Raw genomic sequence first — 12,897 nt, 5'->3', positions numbered from 1 at the left:
GCTCACCGAGGCATCCCGGCTACGTCCTCGCAGACGGGATCCTCGGCGGAGACGCTCTTGCCCAGCCCATGCAGCGCGCCGTGGGCCAGTGCGCGCAGCCGCACCGCGGTCAGCGCGGACGCGGGGTCGTAGGTGAGGATCCGCACCACGTCGACGCGCAGTCGGTCGGCCTCGTCGAGAGCGGGCAGACCGGCGAGCAGCTCATGATCGGGCCGCTTCGTCACCGCGTTCCCTATGTCGGCCGGCCGAAGCCGTCCGATCAACTCCGGTGTGTACGACCGCCCTTGGGCCATCGCGTCCAGCACCAGGGAATGGATGCCCAGCGCGAGCAGCGTCCGCACCACCGCGTCGGCCGAATCCGGGTGAACCCACCAGTCCTCGTATCGCCGGTGCCGCAGGTGACGGTAGCCGGACAGCAGCTCGGCGGCGGCCAGGAGGCGACGACTCCAGGCGGCGCAGTCCGACCAGACGTCCATGGTGCGAGCGTACGGCGACGGCCGCCGTACGCTCGCGGCCGGGACGCAACCGAACCGAGGACGGCGGAGGACGCGCATGGTGAGCTGGACCGAGCTGCGCGATCTGCTCGGCCGCGCGCCCGGGCTTGCCGTCGTGGGCCGCCACACCTCGGTCCGGCCCCGGCGGGACAGCGGACGGAACTGGCCGCCCCCCAGCCCGGTCCGCGTGTCCGCGCGCTTCGCTCACCGGCCTCCCCACGACTGGTTCGTCGAGTACGACAACGGGGACGTCTCCATCGGCGCGTGGGACCCGGAGGACGGGCGCCGTGCGGAGGACTTCCCCGCCGGCCTGGACTTCGGGCCGGAGTTCCCGTGGGACCTCGACCCGTCGCCGCACCGCCTGATCACCGGCGGGCGCGGTCCGGTACTGGCGGGGGCGACCAGCGCGGCGGCGCCGGTGCCGGTGCGCCACGACGGACGGGATGCCTGGGCGGTGACCTTGCGGACCCCATCTCTCCACTGTCCGCTGCGGGTGGTCGTGGATGCCGGAGCGGGCATCCTTCTGGCGGTGGAGGTGGAAGAGGTCGGATACCGCGAGGAGTTGACCGAGCTGGACTTCCCCGCGGAGCTGCCGGACAGCCGTTTCCAGTGGAACGACGCGGCAGCGGCGGCGGAAGAGGCTCACCGGCGCCGGCGGGACGAGGTCGCCGCGCACTACCGTCGACGGCCCCTTCCCGTCCCCGCGTTCTGGCCCGGCGGACTCGACCATGCCGAGCCCCGTGTGTTCGACGGCGACCTCGCCACCGGGCTGCTCGCGATCGACCTGTACAACGACGGTGCGGCGGACGACGCGCCCACCATGGCGGCGCTGATCCGGCAGCGGCCCAACACCCCGCTGTTCGAGCCCGGTTGGGTCGGCGATCCGCAGGCGTTCGTCCACCACTGGGAGGACGGCACCTGGCAGTGGACCCTGGCCCTGTGGGGGCGGCCGTTGTCCCCCGAGGAGCTTGAGCGCGTCATCGACTCCCTGCCGGACATGGACAACTGAGGCCGCTGTCCGGGGAGTTCAGAGGTGGATCAGAGGTAACCCCACGCCCGGCACATCGGCCGCAGTGTCTCCGGGAACTCCTCCGGCGCCGGGGTCGGGCGGTCCGGCTGGACCTGGCCGGTGCGGATCTTGTCGGTCCAGTCGCCGAAGCCGGCGCCCAGGACGGCGCCCTCCAGGCTGCTGCCGTAGTCGGTCATCCCGGGTTCGTAGGGCAGGTCCAAGTAGGCGCAGAGGGACCGTAGTTCGGCGGCGGGGTCGGTGGTGAGGTCCTCGTAGCGGAGGACGTGGCCGCCCAGTTCCGCGTGGGCCTCCTCCATCGACTCCATGTACTTCAGGACGCGTTGGGCCGCTTCCTCGCGGGTGCGGTCCGGTACGGCCTCGTGCCAGGAGCGGGCCACCGCGCCCGGGTGTCTGCGCAGGAAGACGAAGCGCGCGTCGGGCCAGGTCTCGGCGATGCGCCGCCACTGGAAGGCGTTGCCGGGAGTCTTCTCCACGATGAACTGCTTGCCGGACTTGACCAGTTCACGGTGCAGGGCCCGGTCCCAGAGCAGGCCCTCCAACTGTTCGTGGCCCAGCCCCAGGGTCCGCAGGGACCGTTCCGTGGGGGTGCCCGACTTGAAGTAGACCTCGATACCGGTCAGATGGAGTTCGTGCGCGGCATGGAGCCGGGAGTGCGCCCCGAGCATCATGCGCAGCAGCGTCGATCCGGAACGCACCGAGGTCAGGATGAACACCGGTCGCTCCAGCAACCGGTCGACCGCCGGATCCACCGCCGTCGTCTCCGGTACGGGGTCGGGGCGCGTGGGGCGTGCACCGCGCGGCGCGGGAACCGCCCCCAGGGAACCCGCTGTCGTCGCCGTGGGCGGCGTGGGCGCCCGGCGTATCTGGTAGCCGGTCGTCTCGGCGAGCTTGGAGTTCAGCTTCCGCAGCATGCTCATGGCGGGCACGGTAAAGGGGGTGTCTGAGACTGGGCTGAGCGTCTCATTGACCCCGGATGTGTTCACCCCAGGTTCTTGGTGAGGGTGTACTCGGTGACCCCCGGCGGATAGTCCGGGATCACGCACACCACCTCGTACCCCTGCTTCTTGTAGAACTCCGGCGCCTGGAAGTCCCAGGTCTCCAGCCGGGCCGCCCCACAGCCGCGCTCGTCGCGGGCGATCCGCTCGGCCGTGGCCAGCAGCCGGCCGCCCAGTCCCGTCCCCCGGTGCCGGCCGTCCACCCACAGGTACACCACATGCAGCCAGCCCGCCCAGGTGTGCCCGACCAGCCCGCCCGCCAGGCCGCCGGAGTCGTCCAACGCCCACACATGGAGCGGAACTTCGCGTTCCGCCGGGGTTCCTCGCAGGGTGCGGAGCACCGGCGACGCGGCCGTGTTGGCTTCGCGCAGCCGGGCGCGGAGCAGATCGCGTCGCTCCTTGTCGACTTCCGTCTCAATACGAAACATGCGGCTCACCATAAACGTGCCGGACAGTCAGTTCTGCAAATTGGGTTCCGCTCCTGCGCCCCGGCCGTACGCTGTGAACAGCACCGGTGGGGGCCGGTGCTGTTCAGGGGGCGAGACAAGTCGGGTACGACGCCCGATGTGGGGGTAGCAGTCTCTGCACGGCGGCGGCCGTGCGGCTTCGGCCTCTCCCGGGCGTCGTACCCGCAACCATCGCTTCGTCTCCCGACGATGAGGTATCCCCTGCTCCACCAGGAGCCTGGGGAAGGGGGTTTCGTGGTTCGCATCCGAGTCCTGGTCGTCGACGACCATCGCATCTTCGCCGAATCGCTCGCCGCGGCACTGGCGGCCGAGCCCGATGTCGACGTCTCCGCGGCGGGCAGCGGTCCCGCCGCGCTGCGCTGCATGGAGCGCGCGAACGCCGAGGGCCGCAGATTCGACGTCCTGCTGGTGGACGCCGATCTGGGCGGCAATGTGCCGGGCGTCCGGCCCGCCGTGCCTGTTCAGGCGGGGAACGAGGACGGGCTGGTGGACGGGATCTCCCTGGTCGCCGGGGTCCGTTCCGCCCAGCCGAGCGTACGGATGGTCGTGCTGGCCGAGAAGGACGATCCGCGCCGGGCCGCGCTGGCCCTGCAGGCCGGGGCCTCCGGCTGGGTCGCCAAGGACTGCTCGCTGTCCAGGCTTTTAACCGTCATCCGAGGTGTCCTGCGCGACGAGACGCATCTGCCGCCGGCCCTGCTGACCGGGGTCCTGCGCGAGTTGACGGCCGCGCGCAAGCACCGCACCGAGAGCGAGCGTCTGGTGGAGTCGCTGACTCCGCGGGAGCGCGAAGTGCTGCGCTGCATGGTGGCCGGGCTGGGGCGCAAGGCGGTCGCCGAGCGGCTGTTCCTTTCCCCGCACACGGTCCGGACGCATATGCAAAACGTGCTCGGCAAACTGGGCGTCCACTCGACCCTCGCGGCGGTCGCACTCGCCCGGCGCGCGGGCGTCGGTCCCGTCGACCTAGCCGGGGATGTTGTCGAACGGGGCGGTCAACTGGCGTAGCAGCCCGGCCAGTTCGCCCCGCTGGGCGCGGGAGAGTTCCGCGAGGATCGCGCGCTCCTGGGCGAGCAGGCCGGCCAGGGCCTGGTCCGCGCGGTCCTGGCCCTCCTCGGTGAGACGGACCAGGACGCCCCGGCGGTCGCTGGGGTCGGGGAGCCGCTCGACCAGGCCCTTCTGTGCCAGGCGGTCGATACGGTTCGTCATCGTGCCGGACGTGACCAGGGTCTGGGTCAGCAACTGTCCGGGGGAGAGCTGGTAGGGGCTGCCCGCGCGCCGGAGCGCCGTCAGCACGTCGAACTCCCAGGGCTCCAGGCTGTGCTCGGCGAACGCCAGCCGGCGGGCCCGGTCCAGATGCCGGGCCAGTCGGCTCACCCGGCTGAGCACCTCGAGCGGCTCCACGTCGAGGTCCGGGCGCTCCCGGCGCCACGCTGCGACAAGCCGATCGACCTCGTCCTCCATGACGATCAGTGTAGTGGTTGTGTCGACGTGAAGTCTCTTGATATCGACTATATCGAGAACAAGTATCTCGGCTTCAAGTCTCTTGACATCAAGATAAGTGGGCGGAGAGAGTGGAGGGCATGACGACGACTTGGGATCCCGCTCAGTACCTCCGCCACGCCGGCCACCGCGCCCGCCCGTTCGCCGACCTCCTCGCCCGGGTCACCGACCTGCCCGGCACCGCGCCCCGCATCGCCGACCTCGGCTGCGGCCCCGGCAACGTGACCACCGTGCTCGCCGACCGCTGGCCCACCGCGCACATCACCGGCTACGACAACTCGCCCGAGATGCTCGCGCAGACCGACCCCTACGCGGGCCCCACGGCGGGCGGCGGCCGGCTCGACTTCGCCCACGCGGACGCGACGGAGTGGGTGCCGACCCAGACGTACGACCTGATCGTGTCGAACGCGGCGCTGCAGTGGGTGCCGGGGCATCTGGACCGGTTCGGCGACTGGGTGGGCGCGCTGGCGCCCGGCGGCACCTTCGCCTTCCAGGTGCCGGACAACATCGACGCGCCCCTGCACGCCCTGATGCGCGAACTCGCCGCGACCGCCCGCTGGAAGAGCCGGCTCGGTGAGGTGCTGCGCCGCGAGGACTCGGTGTACGCCCCCGGCGTCTACCTCGACCACCTCGCCCGCCTGGGCTGCGCGGCGGACGTCTGGCAGACGACGTACCAGCACGTCCTGCCCGGCGAGGACCCCGTCCTCGACTGGGTCAAGGGCACGGGTCTGCGCCCGGCCCTCACCGCCCTCGCGGACGACCCGGAGGCGCGGGACGCGTTCGTGACGGAGTACCGCGATCTGCTGCGCGCGGCGTATCCGACGGCGGAGTACGGCACGGTGCTGCCCTTCCGGCGGCTGTTCGCGGTGGCCCGCAGGGAGGTGTGAGGGATGCTCGTGGCCGTGGACCATGTGCAGTTGGCGGCCCCGGAGGGTGCGGAGGACGCGCTGCGCGGCTACTACGTCGGCACCCTCGGCATGACCGAGATCCCCAAGCCACCGGTACTGGCAGCGCGGGGCGGGTGCTGGTTCGGGGCGGGGGCGGTGCAGCTTCACCTGGGCGTCGAGGCCGACTTCCGGCCCGCTAAGAAGGCCCACCCCGGGCTGCGGGTGACCGGCATCGAGGCGTACGCGGCCCGGCTGGAGGCCCGCGGGGCGTCTGTCACTTGGGACGACGACCTGCCAGGGTACCGGCGCTTCTACTCGGAGGACCCGGTGGGGAACCGGCTGGAGTTCCTGGAGGCGGTCAGGCGGTTCGGCCCAGGTGGGTGACGAGGATGTGGATCACTTCGCCGTCGATGACGTACAGGACGCGGTAGCCGCCGACGCGGAGGCGCCGGATGTCGACGCCGTAGGCGACGGAGTTGACGGGGCGGGGGTTGTGCGCCAGTTCGTCGATCGCGTCCAGGGTCGCGGACAGGCCCTTCGGGTCCTCTTCCAGGAAGCGTGTGGCGGCGTCGAGGGCGTGAGGCTCGAAAATGATCTCGTAGGTCACTTCTTCTCAAGCCCCAGTCGCCTTCGCACCTCGGCCATGGGGATGCCCGGACCCAGAGTGCCCTCCGCCTTGCGCCGCTGATAGTCCGAGACAGCGAGGGCGTCCTCAAGATCTTCTATCACCTGCGGCGAGACAAGGAGCGCGGCCACGTGCCCGTGGTCCGTGAGGGCGATGGTCTCGCGGCTGTGGGCGGCGCGGCGGACCAGGTCACCGAGTTGGGCGCGGGCCGCGCTGATCGTGATCTCAGTCATGACCTCAGTGTTGCACAAGATTAATCTAGAGGAACGTTCACTCAGCTTTTTCGGCGCCCTATCAAATGCGGCTTCGACTCCAGCCCGTCCAGCCCGTGCCACGCCAGGTTCACCAGATGGGCCGCCACCTCCGCCTTCTTCGGGCGGCGGACGTCCAGCCACCACTGGCCGGTCAGGGCGACCATGCCGACCAGGGCCTGGGCGTAGAGCGGGGCGAGCTTCGCGTCGAAGCCGCGGCTCTTGAACTCGCGGCCCAGGATGTCCTCGACCTGCGTCGCGATGTCCGAGATCAGGGACGCGAAGGAACCCGTCGACTGGGGGATGGGGGAGTCGCGGACCAGGATGCGGAAGCCGTCCGTGTACTCCTCGATGTAGTCGAGAAGGGCGAAGGCCGCCTGTTCGCAGAGTTCGCGGGGGTGGCCGGCCGTCAGTGAGCTGGTCACCATGTCCAGCAGGCGGCGCATCTCGCGGTCCACGACCACCGCGTACAGGCCCTCCTTGCCGCCGAAGTGCTCGTACACCACCGGCTTGGAGACCCCGGCCTTCGCCGCGATCTCCTCCACCGACGTGGCCTCGAAGCCCTTCGTCGCGAAGAGCGTGCGACCGACTTCCAGCAACTGGGCCCGGCGCTCGGCCCCCGTCATCCGGGTGCGGCGCGCGCGTCGGGGCTTCTCGTTGCTCGGGGTGCTGCTGGGATCGGTCGCCACGGCGTCAATCATGCCGCCTCCGCCGACTCCTTCCGGGGCTGAGCGCCTTCCGTACCGGAGATACGGCGCGAATCGATACGCGAGCGTGACGGCCAGCGCACGTCATAGGCCCAGCCGAGCTGCTCGCACCAGCGGATGATCCGCGCCGAGGAGTCGAGCTGGCCGCGCATCACACCGTGCCGCGCGGAGGTCGGGTCGGCGTGGTGCAGGTTGTGCCAGGACTCGCCGCAGGACAGGATCGCCAGCCACCACACGTTGCCCGAGCGGTCGCGCGACTTGAAGGGGCGTTTGCCGATCGCGTGGCAGATCGAGTTGATCGACCAGGTGACGTGGTGCAGCAGCGCCACCCGCACCAGCGAGCCCCAGAAGAAGCCGGTGAACGCGCCCCACCAGGACATCGTGGCCAGTCCGCCGATCAGCGGCGGGAGCGCGAGCGACAGCATCGTCCAGAAGATGAACTGGCGGGAGATCGCCCGGATCGTACGGTCCTTGATCAGGTCCGGGGCGTACTTCTCCTGCGGGGTCCGCTCCTCGTCGAACATCCACGCGATGTGCGCCCACCACAGACCCTTGATCAGCGCCGGCACGGTCTCGCCGTAGCGCCACGGCGAATGCGGGTCGCCCTCCGCGTCGGAGAACTTGTGGTGCTTGCGGTGGTCGGCGACCCAGCGCACCAGCGGCCCCTCGACCGCCATCGACCCGGCGATCGCGACGGCGATCCGCAGCGGGCGCTTCGCCTTGAAGGAGCCGTGCGTGAAGTACCGGTGGTAGCCGATCGTCACGCCGTGGCAGCCCAGGTAGTAGAAGAACACCAACAGGCCGAGGTCCAGCCAGCTCACCCCGCCCCAGCTCCACGCCAGCGGCACCGCCGCGAGCAGGGCCAGGAACGGGACGGTGATGAAGAGGAGAAGAGTGAGTTGTTCCAGCGACCCCTTCTTCTCGCCGCCCCGCGTGGCGGCGGGAAGCGGAGTGCCGTCGTCGTTCGCCCGCGGGGCGTCGTCGATCACATCGGAGCTCGTGGTCATGGGCGTCCCCTGTGGGGTTCGGAGGTGGAGGCGGAGCGTCGGACGGCGGAAGCCGGGCGGCAACAGTTCAGCATGGACTTCCCTACGGTTCCGTAACCTACGGCAACGTAAGTATGGCAGCGCGTCGACCGGTGGACGAAGCCCGTGAGACCGCGCGTCAGAGTGGACACCTATCCTTGGTGTCGGTCGGACAGCGCGGTCCGCTCTGTTTTCTTCCCGGATGTCCGTCCTGTATGCGGCAGCCGCCGTGGGACCGCCGTCCGGGTTCCCTCCAGACGAGCTTCAAACACTGCAAGGAGCCGCACCTGTGAGCAGTGCCGACGACCAGGCCACCACGACCAACAACGAGCTGCGCGCCGACATCCGGCGCCTGGGCGACCTGCTCGGCGAGACCCTCGTCCGCCAGGAGGGCCCCGAACTGCTCGAACTGGTCGAGAAGGTCCGCCGCCTCACCCGGGAGGACGGCGAGGCCGCCGCCGAGCTGCTGCGCGGCACCGAGCTGGAGACCGCCGCCAAGCTGGTCCGTGCCTTCTCCACCTACTTCCACCTGGCCAACGTCACCGAGCAGGTGCACCGCGGCCGCGAGCTGCGTGCCCGGCGGGCCGCCGAGGGCGGTCTCCTCGCCCGTACGGCCGACCGCCTCAAGGACGCCGACCCCGACCACCTGCGCGAGACGGTCAAGAACCTGAACGTCCGCCCGGTCTTCACCGCGCACCCCACCGAGGCCGCGCGCCGGTCGGTCCTCAACAAGCTCCGGCGCATCGCCACGCTCCTGGAGACCCCGGTCATCGAGTCCGACCGCCGCCGCCACGACACCCGGCTGGCCGAGAACATCGACCTGGTCTGGCAGACGGACGAACTCCGGGTCGTCCGTCCGGAGCCCGCGGACGAAGCCCGCAACGCCATCTACTACCTCGACGAGCTGCACGCCGGCGCCGTAGGGGATGTCCTGGAGGACCTGACCGCCGAGCTGGAGCGCGTCGGCGTCAAGCTGCCGGACGACACCCGCCCGCTCACCTTCGGCACCTGGATCGGCGGCGACCGCGACGGCAACCCGAACGTCACGCCCCAGGTCACCTGGGACGTCCTGATCCTCCAGCACGAGCACGGCATCAACGACGCCCTGGAGACGATCGACGAGCTGCGCGGCTTCCTCTCCAACTCCATCCGCTACACGGGTGCGACGGAGGAGCTGCTGGAGTCCCTCCGGGCCGACCTGGAGCTGCTGCCCGAGATCAGCCCCCGCTACAAGCGGCTCAACGCCGAGGAGCCCTACCGGCTCAAGGCCACCTGCATCCGGCAGAAGCTGGAGAACACCAAGAGCCGCCTGGCCAAGGGCACCCCGCACCAGGACGGCCGCGACTACCTCGGCACCGCCGAGCTGCTGCACGACCTCACCCTGATCCAGACCTCGCTGCGCGCCCACCGCGGCGGCCTCTTCGCCGACGGCCGCATGGACCGTACGATCCGCACGCTCGGTGCGTTCGGCCTCCAGCTCGCCACCATGGACGTACGGGAGCACGCGGACGCCCACCACCACGCGCTGGGCCAGCTCTTCGACCGGCTCGGCGAGGAGTCCTGGCGGTACTCCGACATGCCCCGCGAGTACCGCGCCAAGCTGCTCGCCAAGGAGCTGCGGTCCAGGCGGCCGCTGGCTCCGACGCCGGCGCCCGTCGACGCGGCCGGTGAGAAGACCCTCGGCGTGTTCGAGACGGTCAAGAAGGCGCTCGCGGTGTTCGGGCCCGAGGTCATCGAGTCGTACATCATCTCGATGTGCCAGGGCGCGGACGACGTGTTCGCCGCCGCCGTGCTGGCCCGCGAGGCCGGGCTGATCGATCTGCACGCCGGGTGGGCGAAGGTCGGCATCGTGCCGCTGCTGGAGACCACGGACGAGCTGAAGGCCGCCGACACGATCCTCGAGGACATGCTGTCCGACCCGTCCTACCGGCGGCTCGTGGCGCTGCGCGGGGACGTCCAGGAGGTCATGCTCGGGTACTCCGACTCTTCGAAGTTCGGTGGCATCACGACCTCGCAGTGGGAGATCCACCGGGCGCAGCGGCGGCTGCGTGACGTCGCCCACCGCTACGGCGTACGGCTGCGTCTCTTCCACGGTCGCGGCGGAACCGTCGGCCGCGGTGGCGGTCCGTCCCACGACGCGATCCTCGCCCAGCCCTGGGGCACCCTGGAGGGCGAGATCAAGGTGACCGAGCAGGGCGAGGTCATCTCCGACAAGTACCTGGTGCCGTCGCTGGCGCGGGAGAACCTGGAGCTGACGGTCGCCGCCACCCTCCAGGCCTCCGCCCTGCACACCTCGCCCCGCCAGTCCGACGAGGCGCTGGCCCGCTGGGACGCGGCCATGGACGTGGTGAGCGACGCCGCCCACGCGGCCTACCGCAGGCTGGTCGAGGACCCGGACCTGCCGACGTACTTCCTCGCCTCCACGCCGGTGGACCAGCTCGCCGATCTGCACCTGGGCTCGCGGCCCTCCCGCCGCCCCGGCTCGGGCGTCTCGCTCGACGGACTGCGGGCGATCCCGTGGGTGTTCGGCTGGACCCAGTCCCGGCAGATCGTGCCCGGCTGGTACGGCGTGGGTTCAGGGTTGAAGGCGCTGCGCGAAGCCGGTCTCGACACCGTGCTCGACGAGATGCACGAGCAGTGGCACTTCTTCCGCAACTTCATCTCCAACGTCGAGATGACCCTGGCCAAGACGGACCTGCGGATCGCCCAGCACTACGTCGACACCCTCGTCCCGGACGAACTGAAGCACGTCTTCGACACGATCAGGGCCGAGCACGACCTGACCGTCGCCGAGGTGCTCCGCGTCACCGGCGAGGCCGAACTCCTCGACGCCACCCCGGTGTTGAAGCAGACGTTCACCATCCGGGACGCCTACCTCGACCCGATCTCCTACCTCCAGGTGACCTTGCTGAAGCGCCAGCGCGACGAGGCGGCGGCGGGCGCGGACCCCGACCCGCTGCTCTCGCGGGCCCTCCTCCTCACGGTGAACGGCGTGGCGGCGGGCCTGCGCAACACGGGCTGACCGGACGAGGACAAGAACGAGGGTGCCCCCGAGCTGCTACGACGGCTCGGGGGCACCCTCGTTTCCGGTCGGTCCCGTCGGCCGGTCAGAGCGCGACGAACGCGGCCGTCAGCAAGGCGATCCCCGCCCAGGCCAGTACCCGCGCGGCCCGGGTCAGCCGCAGGCCGCCCGCGACCACCACGGAGGCCAGCAGGAGGGCGCCGCCGAGGGGGACCCAGGCGTAGAGGACGCCGGCGGGACCGGAGCGCATGACCTCGTCGGTGCCGGGCTTCACGACCACGGTGTAGGTCTGGCCCTTCTGCACCGCGACGGTGTGCTCGATGACGACCTTGGCGCGGGCCTTCGACCCCGTCGAGACCGGTGTGTACGGCCCGGTGCAGGTGTCGTCCCCGCACGCCGTGACCTCGACCGTGCCGCTCTCCCGCCCCTTGGTCAGCATCACGTTGTGCGCGGTCGGCCACGATCCCCACACCCCGGCGATCAGGATCAGCACGGTGACCGTGCCCATCACCGCGAGCCGCCCGAAGTTCAGGGCGGCGAAGGCACCGGGTGAGGTGGAGGCGGCGGGTGACATGGCGGGGATCATTGGCCATACCTGCACACCGAGTCAACTGCCGACCGGTGTGGGAGGTTTGTCAGCCGCCCCGGTCCACCCGTGACGCATCCCCGCGCGCCCCCGGTCGTACGCCCGCCCACGCCGCCGGCACCGCCACCAGGCCGGCCACTCCCGACCACCACCACAGCGCGGCGCCGAAGTGCCCCCACGCCGCCACCGCGAGGACCGGGCCCAGGGCCGCGCCGAGGCCGTACATCGCGTTGGCCGCGCCCAGGTAGCGGCCCCGGAGTTCCGGTGGGCCCGCCTGGGCCGGGTAGGCCAGGAACAGGGTGGGGGCCGAGACCGCCTCGCCGAAGGACCAGACGACCGTGCCGGCGAGCAGGCCCGCCACACCCCACGACGGGCCGTACATGGCCATGCCCAGGCAGGTCAGGGCGGAGCCCAGCGCGACCACCGGGCGTACCCGGCACCGCTGGGTGAACCGGGTCACCGGCAGCTCGAAGGCGACGACCACCAGGCCGTTGACGGTGATGAGGACCGCGTACACCGTGGGTGACAGGCCCCGGTCCCGTACCGCGAGCGGCAGTGCGGACAGGTACTGCACATAGACCAGGGTGCTGGTCAGCATCGCGAAGAGGAGGAGCAGATAGCGGCGGTCGGCGAGGAGCGGGCGGTAGCCGCCGGTCCCGCGCGCGGAGCGGGTCGGTGCCGGCCGGTGGTCGTCACGGGGTACGTAGCGCGCCACCACCGCCGCGTAGGCGAGGCCCACCGCCGCCTCGGTGAAGAACAGCAGGGTGTACGAGCCCGCGATGAGCGCCGCGCCCAGGAGCGGGGCCGCCGCCGCTCCCAGATTGATCGCCAGCCGGTACATCGCGAAGATCATGACCTGTCGGTCGGGCGGCAGCATCCGGCTCAGCAGGTCGGCCGCGGCCGGCCGGTACGCCTGCCCCGCGGCCGCCTGGAGCGCGAGCACCGGCAACAGGACCGGGAAGGTGTGGAGATACGGGACCGGCGGCAGTAACACCGAGGACAGCACCATGGAACCGACGATCGTGGCCCGCCCGCCGATCCGGTCGCACAGCCGCCCGCCCACCAGCACCCCGGCCACCGAACCCGCGCCGTACGCGCCGAGCGCCGCGCTCGTCTGGGTCGCGGAGAATCCCAGCCCCGTCAGGTACAGCACCATGAACACCTGGACGAAGCCGCCGAGCCGGTTGACGAACATGCCGCCGATCAGCACCCGGGCCCCGGCCGGTGCCACGCGCCAGGTCGTCACCGGCCCGACGCGCGGCGCACTTGAGGCGTCAACTGGGCTTGCCCGTAATCCCGTTGGAGTGGTCG

15 protein-coding genes are annotated in these 12,897 nt (G+C 70.9%); 5 read left to right on the top strand and 10 right to left on the bottom strand.

Translation table 11 applies throughout. The features are described 5' to 3' along the window. Positions 1–2: 2 nt before the first annotated feature. A complete protein-coding gene (locus OG223_RS22210; RefSeq protein ID WP_329251308.1) occupies positions 3–476 on the bottom strand; it encodes a hypothetical protein in 474 nt (157 codons plus the stop codon). A gap of 76 nt (positions 477–552) precedes the next feature. On the opposite strand from OG223_RS22210, the gene OG223_RS22205 reads away from it, so the two are divergent. After that, the gene (locus OG223_RS22205) at positions 553–1,503 is read left to right on the top strand and encodes a hypothetical protein (protein WP_329251306.1); all 951 of its coding nucleotides are present in this window, start codon (positions 553–555) and stop codon (positions 1,501–1,503) included. Between the two features lie 29 nt (positions 1,504–1,532). Here OG223_RS22205 and OG223_RS22200 read toward each other — a convergent pair whose 3' ends face one another. Together OG223_RS22200 and OG223_RS22195 are read right to left on the bottom strand one after the other, a co-directional pair. Continuing rightward, a complete protein-coding gene (locus OG223_RS22200) occupies positions 1,533–2,441 on the bottom strand; it encodes a sulfotransferase family protein (protein ID WP_329251303.1) in 909 nt (302 codons plus the stop codon). A 62-nt stretch (positions 2,442–2,503) separates the two neighbouring features. Beyond that, complete coding sequence (locus OG223_RS22195; RefSeq protein WP_329251300.1) at positions 2,504–2,959, bottom strand: GNAT family N-acetyltransferase; 456 nt, start codon at positions 2,957–2,959, stop codon at positions 2,504–2,506. 261 nt (positions 2,960–3,220) lie between these two features. Between OG223_RS22195 and OG223_RS22190 the strand changes: the two genes are divergently transcribed. Then, positions 3,221–3,988, top strand: a complete 768-nt coding sequence (locus OG223_RS22190) for a LuxR C-terminal-related transcriptional regulator (RefSeq protein ID WP_033284298.1) — start codon at positions 3,221–3,223, stop codon at positions 3,986–3,988. Here OG223_RS22190 and OG223_RS22185 read toward each other — a convergent pair. After that, complete coding sequence (locus tag OG223_RS22185) at positions 3,947–4,444, bottom strand: MarR family winged helix-turn-helix transcriptional regulator (protein WP_019064646.1); 498 nt, start codon at positions 4,442–4,444, stop codon at positions 3,947–3,949. The two genes, OG223_RS22190 and OG223_RS22185, sit on opposite strands and share 42 nt — an antisense overlap. A 119-nt stretch (positions 4,445–4,563) precedes the next feature. On the opposite strand from OG223_RS22185, the gene OG223_RS22180 reads away from it, so the two are divergent. Then, the gene (locus OG223_RS22180; RefSeq protein ID WP_329251298.1) at positions 4,564–5,370 is read left to right on the top strand and encodes a trans-aconitate 2-methyltransferase; all 807 of its coding nucleotides are present in this window, start codon (positions 4,564–4,566) and stop codon (positions 5,368–5,370) included. Between the two features lie 3 nt (positions 5,371–5,373). Then, positions 5,374–5,754 (top strand): VOC family protein, encoded by a 381-nt coding sequence (locus tag OG223_RS22175; RefSeq protein WP_329251296.1) that lies wholly within the window; start codon positions 5,374–5,376, stop codon positions 5,752–5,754. Here the strand turns inward: OG223_RS22175 and OG223_RS22170 are convergent. From OG223_RS22170 to OG223_RS22155, 4 genes are read right to left on the bottom strand one after another with little or no spacing between them, the layout of a single operon-like run. Further along, on the bottom strand, positions 5,729–5,977 hold the full coding sequence (locus tag OG223_RS22170) for a type II toxin-antitoxin system RelE family toxin (RefSeq protein WP_329251294.1): 249 nt from the start codon (positions 5,975–5,977) through the stop codon (positions 5,729–5,731). The genes OG223_RS22175 and OG223_RS22170 overlap by 26 nt on opposite strands. Further along, on the bottom strand, positions 5,974–6,228 hold the full coding sequence (locus OG223_RS22165) for a type II toxin-antitoxin system Phd/YefM family antitoxin (RefSeq protein ID WP_329251290.1): 255 nt from the start codon (positions 6,226–6,228) through the stop codon (positions 5,974–5,976). The genes OG223_RS22170 and OG223_RS22165 overlap by 4 nt, the downstream gene beginning before the upstream one ends. Before the next feature lie 41 nt (positions 6,229–6,269). After that, positions 6,270–6,947, bottom strand: coding sequence for a TetR/AcrR family transcriptional regulator (locus tag OG223_RS22160; RefSeq protein ID WP_019064642.1), 678 nt, complete (start codon positions 6,945–6,947; stop codon positions 6,270–6,272). Next, a complete protein-coding gene (locus OG223_RS22155; protein ID WP_329251287.1) occupies positions 6,944–7,960 on the bottom strand; it encodes an acyl-CoA desaturase in 1,017 nt (338 codons plus the stop codon). Before OG223_RS22155 ends, OG223_RS22160 begins: the two co-directional genes overlap by 4 nt. 307 nt (positions 7,961–8,267) lie before the next feature. Between OG223_RS22155 and ppc the strand changes: the two genes are divergently transcribed. Next, positions 8,268–11,000, top strand: coding sequence for a phosphoenolpyruvate carboxylase (ppc, locus tag OG223_RS22150; RefSeq protein ID WP_329251285.1), 2,733 nt, complete (start codon positions 8,268–8,270; stop codon positions 10,998–11,000). A gap of 85 nt (positions 11,001–11,085) precedes the next feature. Here ppc and OG223_RS22145 read toward each other — a convergent pair whose 3' ends face one another. Together OG223_RS22145 and OG223_RS22140 are read right to left on the bottom strand one after the other, a co-directional pair. Further along, the gene (locus OG223_RS22145; protein ID WP_329251284.1) at positions 11,086–11,586 is read right to left on the bottom strand and encodes a hypothetical protein; all 501 of its coding nucleotides are present in this window, start codon (positions 11,584–11,586) and stop codon (positions 11,086–11,088) included. 49 nt (positions 11,587–11,635) lie between these two features. Further along, on the bottom strand, positions 11,636–12,832 hold the full coding sequence (locus tag OG223_RS22140) for an MFS transporter (RefSeq protein ID WP_329251281.1): 1,197 nt from the start codon (positions 12,830–12,832) through the stop codon (positions 11,636–11,638). Positions 12,833–12,897: the final 65 nt, after the last annotated feature.

Origin of the sequence: Streptomyces sp. NBC_01478 (assembly GCF_036227225.1) — a bacterium.
In the GTDB taxonomy this organism is placed as follows: Bacteria; Actinomycetota; Actinomycetes; order Streptomycetales; family Streptomycetaceae; genus Streptomyces.
Note: the sequence above shows the minus strand (reverse complement) of the source record. Positions and strands in the feature narration are given on the sequence as shown.

What these genes read in the sequence shown, in the direction of transcription:
- OG223_RS22210 (WP_329251308.1), bottom strand. Translation starts at nt 476, where the DNA reads ATGGACGTCTGGTCGGACTGCGCCGCCTGGAGTCGTCGCCTCCTGGCC.
- OG223_RS22205 (WP_329251306.1), top strand. Translation starts at nt 553, where the DNA reads ATGGTGAGCTGGACCGAGCTGCGCGATCTGCTCGGCCGCGCGCCCGGG.
- OG223_RS22200 (WP_329251303.1), bottom strand. Translation starts at nt 2,441, where the DNA reads ATGAGCATGCTGCGGAAGCTGAACTCCAAGCTCGCCGAGACGACCGGC.
- OG223_RS22195 (WP_329251300.1), bottom strand. Translation starts at nt 2,959, where the DNA reads ATGGTGAGCCGCATGTTTCGTATTGAGACGGAAGTCGACAAGGAGCGA.
- OG223_RS22185 (WP_019064646.1), bottom strand. Translation starts at nt 4,444, where the DNA reads ATGGAGGACGAGGTCGATCGGCTTGTCGCAGCGTGGCGCCGGGAGCGC.
- OG223_RS22180 (WP_329251298.1), top strand. Translation starts at nt 4,564, where the DNA reads ATGACGACGACTTGGGATCCCGCTCAGTACCTCCGCCACGCCGGCCAC.
- OG223_RS22175 (WP_329251296.1), top strand. Translation starts at nt 5,374, where the DNA reads ATGCTCGTGGCCGTGGACCATGTGCAGTTGGCGGCCCCGGAGGGTGCG.
- OG223_RS22165 (WP_329251290.1), bottom strand. Translation starts at nt 6,228, where the DNA reads ATGACTGAGATCACGATCAGCGCGGCCCGCGCCCAACTCGGTGACCTG.
- OG223_RS22160 (WP_019064642.1), bottom strand. Translation starts at nt 6,947, where the DNA reads ATGATTGACGCCGTGGCGACCGATCCCAGCAGCACCCCGAGCAACGAG.
- OG223_RS22155 (WP_329251287.1), bottom strand. Translation starts at nt 7,960, where the DNA reads ATGACCACGAGCTCCGATGTGATCGACGACGCCCCGCGGGCGAACGAC.
- OG223_RS22145 (WP_329251284.1), bottom strand. Translation starts at nt 11,586, where the DNA reads ATGATCCCCGCCATGTCACCCGCCGCCTCCACCTCACCCGGTGCCTTC.